This is a genomic window from Escherichia sp. KCJ4928, assembly GCF_004352695.1.
Lineage (GTDB): Bacteria > Pseudomonadota > Gammaproteobacteria > Enterobacterales > Enterobacteriaceae > ECMA0423.
On sequence record NZ_SJWV01000144.1, the window covers coordinates 1 to 10,587 of the forward strand.

At 49.7% G+C, this 10,587-nt stretch carries 10 protein-coding genes and 1 other annotated feature; of the genes, 5 read left to right on the forward strand and 5 right to left on the reverse strand.

The annotated features are described in order from the left end of the window. Positions 1-37: 37 nt before the first annotated feature. Positions 38-403, reverse strand: a complete 366-nt coding sequence (locus E0D98_RS17575) for a DUF2799 domain-containing protein (RefSeq protein WP_000976004.1) — start codon at positions 401-403, stop codon at positions 38-40. Positions 404-612: 209 nt separating this feature from the next. On the opposite strand from E0D98_RS17575, the gene aroF reads away from it, so the two are divergent. Both aroF and tyrA read left to right on the forward strand, forming a co-directional pair. Next, on the forward strand, positions 613-1,683 hold the full coding sequence (gene aroF, locus E0D98_RS17580) for a 3-deoxy-7-phosphoheptulonate synthase AroF (RefSeq protein WP_001168054.1): 1,071 nt from the start codon (positions 613-615) through the stop codon (positions 1,681-1,683). A gap of 10 nt (positions 1,684-1,693) precedes the next feature. Continuing rightward, positions 1,694-2,815 (forward strand): bifunctional chorismate mutase/prephenate dehydrogenase, encoded by a 1,122-nt coding sequence (gene tyrA, locus E0D98_RS17585; protein WP_000225221.1) that lies wholly within the window; start codon positions 1,694-1,696, stop codon positions 2,813-2,815. Between the two features lie 42 nt (positions 2,816-2,857). Here the strand turns inward: tyrA and pheA are convergent, their stop codons facing one another. The 4 genes from pheA to bamD form a co-directional block, all read right to left on the reverse strand. Then, a complete protein-coding gene (gene pheA / locus E0D98_RS17590; protein ID WP_000200116.1) occupies positions 2,858-4,018 on the reverse strand; it encodes a bifunctional chorismate mutase/prephenate dehydratase in 1,161 nt (386 codons plus the stop codon). Between the two features lie 21 nt (positions 4,019-4,039). Continuing rightward, positions 4,040-4,165, reverse strand: a sequence feature (Phe leader region). Then, the gene (gene pheL, locus E0D98_RS17595; RefSeq protein WP_001386991.1) at positions 4,117-4,164 is read right to left on the reverse strand and encodes a pheA operon leader peptide PheL; all 48 of its coding nucleotides are present in this window, start codon (positions 4,162-4,164) and stop codon (positions 4,117-4,119) included. It overlaps the preceding feature by 48 nt. Positions 4,166-4,267: 102 nt before the next feature. Beyond that, entirely contained in the window at positions 4,268-4,609 is a 342-nt protein-coding gene (gene raiA, locus E0D98_RS17600; protein ID WP_000178456.1) for a ribosome-associated translation inhibitor RaiA, read from the reverse strand. Between the two features lie 270 nt (positions 4,610-4,879). Further along, positions 4,880-5,617 carry an outer membrane protein assembly factor BamD gene (gene bamD, locus E0D98_RS17605; RefSeq protein ID WP_000197686.1) on the reverse strand — a complete coding sequence of 246 codons (738 nt, stop codon included), beginning with the start codon at positions 5,615-5,617 and terminating at the stop codon, positions 4,880-4,882. Positions 5,618-5,751: 134 nt separating this feature from the next. Between bamD and rluD the strand changes: the two genes are divergently transcribed. The 3 genes from rluD to clpB all read left to right on the forward strand — a co-directional run bounded on the left by rluD (position 5,752) and on the right by clpB (position 10,163). Then, positions 5,752-6,732, forward strand: coding sequence for a 23S rRNA pseudouridine(1911/1915/1917) synthase RluD (gene rluD / locus E0D98_RS17610; protein ID WP_000079107.1), 981 nt, complete (start codon positions 5,752-5,754; stop codon positions 6,730-6,732). Next, entirely contained in the window at positions 6,729-7,460 is a 732-nt protein-coding gene (gene yfiH / locus E0D98_RS17615) for a purine nucleoside phosphorylase YfiH (RefSeq protein ID WP_000040115.1), read from the forward strand. The genes rluD and yfiH overlap by 4 nt, the downstream gene beginning before the upstream one ends. Positions 7,461-7,589: 129 nt before the next feature. Next, positions 7,590-10,163, forward strand: coding sequence for an ATP-dependent chaperone ClpB (clpB, locus tag E0D98_RS17620; RefSeq protein WP_001235102.1), 2,574 nt, complete (start codon positions 7,590-7,592; stop codon positions 10,161-10,163). The last annotated feature ends 424 nt before the right edge of the window (positions 10,164-10,587 follow it).

Below are 10,587 nucleotides of genomic sequence, written 5' to 3' on the forward strand. Positions count from 1 at the left end.
GTAAAATCTTATGTTTAATTTATTTGTGGGGTTTTAATTAATTTAATCGTATTGTGCTGGCATTTTCATCAGCCCCTTTTTGCCATACTTCATGCAGTTGGCTGGCATTTTCAACATTGTTGCAGCTGGCAGGAAAGCTTTTACCGGAAAGTCCCCGGGCATAAGTAAAATCGGTCTGGCAAGTTTTCTTTTGTCCTTCGGCATATCCTTTAAGGTATAGACCGCGATCCGCCTGTGAATCGCTAAATGCATCGTCATCTTTTATGGCGCTGCCCGATATCGCATCTTCCATACCGACATCATACCAGTCGGTGCTGGTCAAGGTTGGCGCGTGAGTATAAGGATCAATCTGACATCCGCTAACCAGTAAAGCCAACAAGGGGGCGATAAACTTTTTCATCATTTCTTTCTCCTTTTTCAAAGCATAGCGGATTGTTTTCAAAGGGAGTGTAAATTTATCTATACAGAAGTAAGGGTTGAAATCGCGACTAAATTGCCTGTGTAAATAAAAATGTACGAAATATGGATTGAAAACTTTACTTTATGTGTTATCGTTACGTCATCCTCGCTGAGGATCAACTATCGCAAACGAGCATAAACAGGATCGCCATCATGCAAAAAGACGCGCTGAATAACGTACATATTACCGACGAACAGGTTTTAATGACTCCGGAACAACTGAAGGCCGCTTTTCCATTGAGCCTGCAACAAGAAGCCCAGATTGCTGACTCGCGTAGAACCATTTCAGATATTATCGCCGGGCGCGATCCTCGTCTGCTGGTAGTATGTGGTCCTTGTTCCATTCATGATCCGGAAACTGCTCTGGAATATGCTCGTCGATTTAAAGCCCTTGCCGCAGAGGTCAGCGATAGCCTCTATCTGGTAATGCGCGTCTATTTTGAAAAACCCCGTACCACTGTCGGCTGGAAAGGGTTAATTAACGATCCCCATATGGATGGCTCTTTTGATGTAGAAGCCGGGCTGCAGATCGCGCGTAAATTGCTGCTTGAGCTGGTGAATATGGGACTGCCACTGGCGACGGAAGCGTTAGATCCGAATAGCCCGCAATACCTGGGCGATCTGTTTAGCTGGTCAGCAATTGGTGCTCGTACAACGGAATCGCAAACTCACCGTGAAATGGCCTCCGGGCTTTCCATGCCGGTTGGTTTTAAAAACGGCACCGACGGCAGTCTGGCAACAGCAATTAACGCTATGCGCGCCGCCGCCCAGCCGCACCGTTTTGTTGGCATTAACCAGGCAGGGCAGGTTGCGTTGCTACAAACTCAGGGGAATCCGGACGGGCATGTCATCCTGCGCGGTGGTAAAGCGCCGAACTATAGCCCTGCGGATGTTGCGCAATGTGAAAAAGAGATGGAACAGGCGGGACTGCGCCCGTCTCTGATGGTAGATTGCAGCCACGGTAATTCCAATAAAGATTATCGCCGTCAGCCTGCGGTGGCAGAATCCGTGGTTGCTCAAATCAAAGATGGCAATCGCTCAATTATTGGTCTGATGATCGAAAGTAATATCCACGAGGGCAATCAGTCTTCTGAGCAACCGCGCAGTGAAATGAAATACGGTGTATCCGTAACCGATGCCTGCATTAGCTGGGAAATGACCGATGCCTTGCTGCGTGAAATTCATCAGGATCTGAACGGGCAGCTGACGGCTCGCGTGGCTTAAGAGGTTTATTATGGTTGCTGAATTGACCGCATTACGCGATCAAATTGATGAAGTCGATAAAGCGCTGCTGAATTTATTAGCGAAGCGTCTGGAACTGGTTGCTGAAGTGGGCGAGGTGAAAAGCCGCTTTGGACTGCCTATTTATGTTCCGGAGCGCGAGGCATCTATGTTGGCCTCGCGTCGTGCAGAGGCGGAAGCTCTGGGTGTACCGCCAGATCTGATTGAGGATGTTTTGCGTCGGGTGATGCGTGAATCTTACTCCAGTGAAAACGACAAAGGATTTAAAACACTTTGTCCGTCACTGCGTCCGGTGGTTATCGTCGGCGGTGGCGGTCAGATGGGACGCCTGTTCGAGAAGATGCTGACACTATCGGGTTATCAGGTGCGGATTCTGGAGCAACATGACTGGGATCGAGCGGCTGATATTGTTGCCGATGCCGGAATGGTGATTGTTAGTGTGCCAATCCACGTTACTGAGCAAGTTATCGGCAAATTACCGCCTTTACCGAAAGATTGTATTCTGGTTGATCTGGCATCAGTGAAAAATGGACCATTACAGGCCATGCTGGCGGCGCACGATGGCCCGGTACTGGGGTTACACCCGATGTTCGGCCCGGACAGCGGTAGCCTGGCAAAGCAAGTTGTGGTCTGGTGTGATGGACGTAAGCCGGAAGCATACCAATGGTTTCTGGAGCAAATTCAGGTCTGGGGCGCTCGGCTGCATCGTATTAGCGCTGTCGAGCACGATCAGAATATGGCGTTTATTCAGGCTCTGCGCCACTTTGCTACTTTTGCTTATGGGCTGCATCTGGCAGAAGAAAATGTTCAGCTTGAGCAACTTCTGGCGCTCTCTTCGCCGATTTACCGCCTTGAGCTGGCGATGGTCGGGCGACTGTTTGCTCAGGATCCGCAGCTTTATGCCGACATTATTATGTCGTCAGAGCGTAATCTGGCGTTAATCAAACGTTACTATAAGCGTTTCGGCGAGGCGATTGAGTTGCTGGAGCAGGGCGATAAGCAGGCGTTTATTGACAGTTTCCGCAAGGTGGAGCACTGGTTCGGCGATTACGCACAGCGTTTTCAGAGTGAAAGCCGCGTGTTATTGCGTCAGGCGAATGACAACCGCCAGTAATAATCCAGTGCCGGATGATTCACATCATCCGGCACCTTTTCATCAGGTTGGATCAACAGGCACTACGTTCTCACTTGGGTAACAGCCCAATACCTTCATTGAACGGGTAATTTCCCCTAACTCTTTCAATGCTTTTTGCATTTCCGCTGATTCAAGATTGGCCTGAATATCCAGATAAAACATCTCTTCCCATGGATTACCGTGAATCGGGCGTGATTCCAGACGGGTCATAATCAGATTGTGGTTGCGCAGCACCAGCAACGCTTCAACCAGCGCACCGGCTTGTTGCCCGGTCGCCATTAACAACGTCGTTTTCGCCGGAACCTGGTCAGACACGTTAATGGCTTTACGTGCCAACACCACAAATCGGGTGAAGTTTTGTTGCTGATTCGCTTCAATACGCTCCAGTACCTGCAAACCGTACAAAGTGCCGCCAGCTTCGCTTCCCAACGCAGCAACATGCGGTGATTTTGCCTGTGCAACCTTTTCCATTGCCGCAGACGTACTTTCGGTATATTCAATCTTCCAGTGAGGATAACGATTAAGGAATTTGCTGCATTGCTGGAATGGCTGCGGATGGCTGTAGACCGTATTAATAGTGGATAAATCAGTCGTGCCGGAGACCAACAAACAATGGTCGATAGTTAACGTCATCTCGCCAACAATCGACAAGCTGGTATGTTGCAGCAGATCGTAAACGTCGTTTATGGCACCGGAGCTGGTATTTTCAATCGGTACGACGGCATAGTCGGCCTGGCCGGTTTCCACCTGATTAAAAATATCGGCAAATTTGGCGCAGCCACTTTCAATGAATTGCTCAAAGTGACGGGCAGCATACTGGCGCGCCGCAAGATGGGAATAAGAACCTTTGGGGCCGAGAAAAGCGATGCGTGCTGAGTGCGGATTAATTTTATTGAGATGTTGCTGGAGCAAAGCCTGCTGAGTTAATACGGAATCTTCAATGATGAGCTGGAACAGGCGAGTAATGTAATGGGCGTCCAGATGGTGCGCTTTACCGAGCGTAATTAATCTTTCCAGTAAATCGCGTTCACGATCAATATCTCGTACCGGGCGATGCGAGAGCAGTTTGGCTTTTCCTACCTCGACGGCCAATTCGCGCCGCTCTGCCAGTAATGCTAATAATTTTTCATCCAGCGCGCTGATTTTCTCTCGCAGCGCCAGTAACGGGTTTTCCGATGTCATAGTGTTGCCTTTTTGTTATCAATAAAAAAGGCCCCCCGATTTGGGAGGCCTTATTGTTCGTCTTCGCATTCTGTTTCACACGACGAAACGCCTCCCATTCAGGGGAAGGTAAAAAAGAATGCGAAGAAAAACGGTGTGTGTTTCATGTTTGTTTCCTTAAGTGACTTTAGTACAGTACCCGTACTGTTTTCACGCTGTCAACAAAAAACGCGCCCGAAGGCGCGTTGGCGATACACTCAATATAAAGGACTACTCTTCTTCAACTTCTTCGACGAAGTTGGCGTCTTTCACCGATGTTGCGGCACGACGTGCTTCGCCTTTGTGCTGCAGTTTATTGAGCTGCCGTTCCAGCTTGTTGATCAATTCGTTAATTGCAGTGTACATATCTTCATGTTTACCACTGGCAACCAGAACGCCGTTAGGTGTATTGATTGTGGCGTCAGCAACAAACCCTTGTGGCTCTTTGGACAGAATGATATGTGGATTAATCAGATGTGTTTGCCATTTTTCCAGTTTGGCGAGACGGTCTGCGACATGTTGGCGGATGGCCGGAGTAATTTCCATTTGTTTGCTGGTAATGTTCATTGTCATAAATTTTACCTCTTGTCTTCCCGTCTTGGTGAATTCAGCATACCGCTCCTGATGTCAAAATGTGTGATGGGAATCTCATAATTTTGTCACTTTTTGTCAACGAATCTTTTTTGTGAGAAATCGCAGGAAGAGGTGTTTTTTTACTTGAGGAATATCTCAAAGCGAGCCATATTTGATGAGATCGATAGTGACTAAATCGCTTCAGTTTCACAACTAACAGAATAAAAAAACGGCAGCTCAAGGGCTGCCGTTTTGTATTTCAGGTTTCTGTTATGTATTGCTGCTGTTTGCGGCGATGATTTTCGCTACTTTTTCAGCTTGCGCATTCATCTGCATCTGACGGTATGCATTTTCCATCAGCGGCAGCGCATCACGCGTAGCCTGGGTATCCGGGTAGTCGCGCAACATTCCTTCTACGCGGTTAACGACGGCAACCCATGCGCCACGTTCTGTATAGTACTCGGCCACGGAGTATTCATATTTCGCCAGACGATCTTTCAGGAATACCAGACGTTTGGTGGCATCGGTGGTGTACTGACTGTTTGGATAGCCGCGCACCAGTTTGGAAAAGTCACTAAACGCAGCTCGTGCATGTTGAGGATCGCGATCGCTACGGTCAACGCCAAAGAACCCTTGCAGCGCACTGTCATCCAGCGCCATATTGGTCAGGCCACGCATGTACATGACATAATCGATATTCGGATGGGTCGGGTTAAGGCGAATAAAACGATCGATGGCAGCCTGCGCTAACGGCAAATCGGCGTTTTTATAGTAGGCGTAGATGAGATCCAGCTGCACCTGCTGCGAATACGGACCAAACGGATAGCGATTATCTAACGCTTCCAGTTGCGTTATTGCCTGTCTCCAGTTACCGTCCTGCAGCTTTTGTTGTGCAGTCGCGTAAATTTCATTTGGCGGATTATCAGGTACTTCTTCCTTTGACCCCGAGCAACCCGCCAAAAACAGGCTTAGTGTGGCGGCTGCCACCAGATATTTCATGCGCGTCATGACGTTTTGACTTTCCTCAAAATGTAATACGGGAGATTCTCTGTTCCTGCTCCCGGTTAAGACCAGCTACAATAGCACACTATATTAAACGGCAAAGCCGTAAAACCCCAACGATAAACGAAGAAGCAGTATATATGGCACAACGAGTACAGCTCACTGCAACGGTGTCCGAAAACCAACTCGGTCAACGCTTAGATCAGGCTTTGGCCGAAATGTTCCCGGATTATTCACGTTCGCGAATAAAAGAATGGATCCTCGACCAGCGCGTGCTGGTAAACGGCAAAGTTTGTGATAAGCCGAAAGAAAAAGTATTGGGTGGCGAGCAGGTTGCCATCAACGCTGAGATTGAAGAAGAAGCGCGTTTTGAACCGCAGGATATCCCGCTGGATATCGTCTATGAAGATGAAGATATCATCGTCATTAATAAACCGCGCGACCTGGTGGTACATCCTGGCGCGGGTAACCCGGATGGCACGGTACTGAATGCGTTGCTTCATTACTATCCGCCCATTGCCGATGTACCACGTGCGGGCATCGTCCATCGTCTGGATAAAGACACCACTGGCCTGATGGTTGTGGCAAAAACCGTTCCGGCTCAGACGCGTTTAGTCGAATCTTTGCAACGGCGTGAAATTACTCGTGAGTATGAAGCGGTGGCGATTGGTCATATGACCGCTGGCGGTACAGTAGATGAACCCATCAGCCGCCACCCGACCAAACGTACTCACATGGCGGTGCATCCGATGGGCAAACCGGCGGTGACTCACTATCGCATCATGGAACACTTCCGTGTGCACACGCGTCTGCGGTTGCGTCTGGAAACTGGACGTACGCACCAGATCCGCGTGCATATGGCCCATATCACTCATCCGCTGGTGGGCGATCCGGTTTATGGTGGCCGTCCGCGTCCGCCAAAAGGTGCTTCGGAAGCATTTATCTCCATGCTGCGTAAGTTTGACCGCCAGGCGCTTCATGCAACCATGCTGCGTCTTTATCACCCGATCTCCGGCATCGAAATGGAATGGCATGCGCCTATTCCACAAGATATGGTGGAGCTGATTGAGGTGATGCGCGCCGATTTCGAAGAGCATAAGGATGAAGTGGACTGGTTATGAGTAAGCTGATTGTCCCGCAGTGGCCGCTACCAAAAGGTGTTGCGGCCTGTAGCTCTTCTCGTATCGGCGGCGTGAGCTTGCCCCCGTATGACTCGCTCAACCTCGGTGCCCATTGTGGCGATAACCCGGATCACGTTGAGGAGAATCGCAAGCGACTTTTTGCTGCGGGCAATTTGCCTTCTAAACCGGTCTGGCTTGAGCAGGTACACGGCAAAGATGTGCTTAAGCTTACTGGCGAACCTTATGCCTCAAAACGAGCAGATGCCTCTTATAGCAATACGCCCGGCACGGTTTGCGCAGTGATGACTGCCGACTGCCTCCCTGTGCTGTTTTGCAATCGAGCGGGAACGGAAGTCGCCGCCGCTCATGCTGGCTGGCGTGGACTGTGCGCAGGCGTGCTGGAAGAGACGGTTTCCTGTTTTGCTGATAATCCGGAAAATATTCTCGCCTGGTTAGGGCCGGCAATTGGTCCACGCGCGTTCGAAGTGGGGGTGGAGGTTCGCGAGGCGTTTATGGCAGTAGACGCTAAAGCAAGTGCAGCTTTCATTCAGCATGGTGATAAGTATCTGGCGGATATTTATCAGCTTGCCCGGCAGCGTCTGGCGAACGTGGGTGTTGAGCAAATTTTCGGCGGCGACCGTTGTACATATACGGAAAATGAGACTTTCTTCTCTTATCGTCGCGACAAGACCACCGGTCGTATGGCAAGTTTCATTTGGCTGATATAACCTAAAGAATCAAGACGATCCGGTACGCGTGATTTTCTTTTCACATTAATCTGGTCAATAACCTTGAATAATTGAGGGATGACCTCATTTAATCTCCAGTAGCAACTTTGATCCGTTATGGGAGGAGTTATGCGTCTGGATCGTCTTACTAATAAATTCCAGCTTGCTCTTGCCGATGCCCAATCACTTGCACTCGGGCACGACAACCAATTTATCGAACCACTTCATTTAATGAGCGCCCTGCTGAATCAGGAAGGGGGTTCGGTTAGTCCTTTATTAACATCCGCTGGCATAAATGCTGGCCAGTTGCGCACAGATATCAATCAGGCATTAAATCGTTTACCGCAGGTTGAAGGTACTGGTGGTGATGTCCAGCCATCACAGGATCTGGTGCGCGTTCTTAATCTTTGCGACAAGCTGGCGCAAAAACGTGGTGATAACTTTATCTCGTCAGAACTGTTCGTTCTGGCGGCACTTGAGTCTCGCGGCACGCTGGCCGACATCCTGAAAGCAGCAGGGGCGACCACCGCCAACATTACTCAAGCGATTGAACAAATGCGTGGAGGTGAAAGCGTGAACGATCAAGGTGCTGAAGACCAACGCCAGGCTTTGAAAAAATATACCATCGACCTTACCGAACGAGCCGAACAGGGCAAACTCGATCCGGTGATTGGTCGTGATGAAGAAATTCGCCGTACCATTCAGGTGCTGCAACGTCGTACTAAAAATAACCCGGTACTGATTGGTGAACCCGGCGTCGGTAAAACTGCCATCGTTGAAGGTCTGGCGCAGCGTATTATCAACGGCGAAGTGCCGGAAGGATTGAAAGGCCGCCGCGTACTGGCGCTGGATATGGGCGCGCTGGTGGCTGGGGCGAAATATCGCGGTGAGTTTGAAGAACGTTTAAAAGGCGTGCTTAACGATCTTGCCAAACAGGAAGGCAACGTCATCCTGTTTATCGACGAATTACATACCATGGTCGGCGCGGGTAAAGCCGATGGCGCAATGGACGCCGGAAACATGCTGAAACCGGCGCTGGCGCGTGGTGAATTGCACTGCGTAGGTGCCACGACGCTTGACGAATATCGCCAGTACATCGAAAAAGATGCTGCGCTGGAACGTCGTTTCCAGAAAGTGTTTGTTGCCGAGCCTTCTGTTGAAGATACCATTGCGATTCTGCGTGGCCTGAAAGAACGTTACGAATTGCACCACCATGTGCAAATTACTGACCCGGCAATTGTTGCAGCGGCGACGTTGTCTCATCGCTACATTGCTGACCGTCAGCTGCCGGATAAAGCCATCGACCTGATCGATGAAGCAGCATCCAGCATTCGTATGCAGATTGACTCAAAACCAGAAGAACTCGACCGACTCGATCGTCGTATCATCCAGCTCAAACTGGAACAACAGGCGTTAATGAAAGAGTCTGATGAAGCCAGTAAAAAACGCCTGGATATGCTCAACGAAGAACTGAGCGACAAAGAACGTCAGTACTCCGAGTTAGAAGAAGAGTGGAAAGCAGAGAAGGCATCGCTTTCTGGTACGCAGACCATTAAAGCGGAACTGGAACAGGCGAAAATCGCTATTGAACAGGCTCGCCGTGTGGGGGACCTGGCGCGGATGTCTGAACTGCAATACGGCAAAATCCCGGAACTGGAAAAGCAACTGGAAGCCGCAACGCAGCTCGAAGGCAAAACTATGCGTCTGTTGCGTAATAAAGTGACCGACGCCGAAATTGCTGAAGTGCTGGCGCGTTGGACGGGGATTCCGGTTTCTCGCATGATGGAAAGCGAGCGCGAAAAACTGCTGCGTATGGAGCAAGAACTGCACCATCGCGTCATTGGTCAGAACGAAGCGGTTGATGCGGTATCTAACGCTATTCGCCGTAGCCGTGCGGGGTTGGCGGATCCAAATCGCCCGATTGGTTCATTCCTGTTCCTCGGCCCAACGGGTGTGGGGAAAACTGAGCTTTGTAAGGCGCTGGCGAACTTTATGTTTGATAGCGACGAGGCGATGGTCCGTATCGATATGTCCGAGTTTATGGAGAAACACTCGGTGTCTCGTCTGGTTGGTGCGCCTCCGGGATATGTCGGTTATGAAGAAGGTGGCTACCTGACCGAAGCTGTGCGTCGTCGTCCGTATTCCGTCATCCTGCTGGATGAAGTGGAAAAAGCGCATCCGGATGTCTTCAACATTCTGTTGCAGGTACTGGATGATGGTCGTCTGACTGACGGGCAGGGGAGAACGGTCGACTTCCGTAATACGGTTGTCATTATGACCTCTAACCTCGGTTCCGATTTGATTCAGGAACGCTTCGGTGAACTGGATTATGCGCACATGAAAGAGCTGGTGCTCGGTGTGGTAAGCCATAACTTCCGTCCGGAATTCATTAACCGTATTGATGAAGTGGTGGTCTTCCATCCGCTGGGTGAACAGCACATTGCCTCGATTGCGCAGATTCAGTTGAAACGTCTGTACAAACGTCTGGAAGAACGTGGTTATGAAATCCACATTTCTGACGAGGCGCTGAAACTGCTGAGCGAGAACGGTTACGATCCAGTCTATGGTGCACGTCCTTTGAAACGTGCTATCCAGCAGCAGATCGAAAACCCGCTGGCACAGCAAATACTGTCTGGTGAATTGGTTCCGGGTAAAGTGATTCGCCTGGAAGTTAATGAAGACCGGATTGTCGCCGTCCAGTAAATGATAAAACGAGCCCTTCGGGGCTCGTTTTTGTCTATAAGTTAGACGGAAAAGACTATATTTAAGATGCTTTGCCTGAAAAATGAGCGAACGATAAAGTTTTTATATTTTTCGCTTGTCAGGCCGGAATAACTCCCTATAATGCGCCACCACTGACACGGAACAACGGCAAACACGCCGCCGGGTCAGCGGGGTTCTCCTGAGAATTCCGGCAGAGAAAGCAAAAATAAATGCTTGACTCTGTAGCGGGAAAGCGTATTATGCACACCCCGCGCCGCTGAGAAAAAGCGAAGCGGCACTGCTCTTTAACAATTTATCAGACAATCTGTGTGGGCACTCGAAGATACGGATTCTTAACGTCGCAAGACGAAAAATGAATACCAAGTCTCAAGAGTGAACACGTAATTCATTACGAAGTTTAATT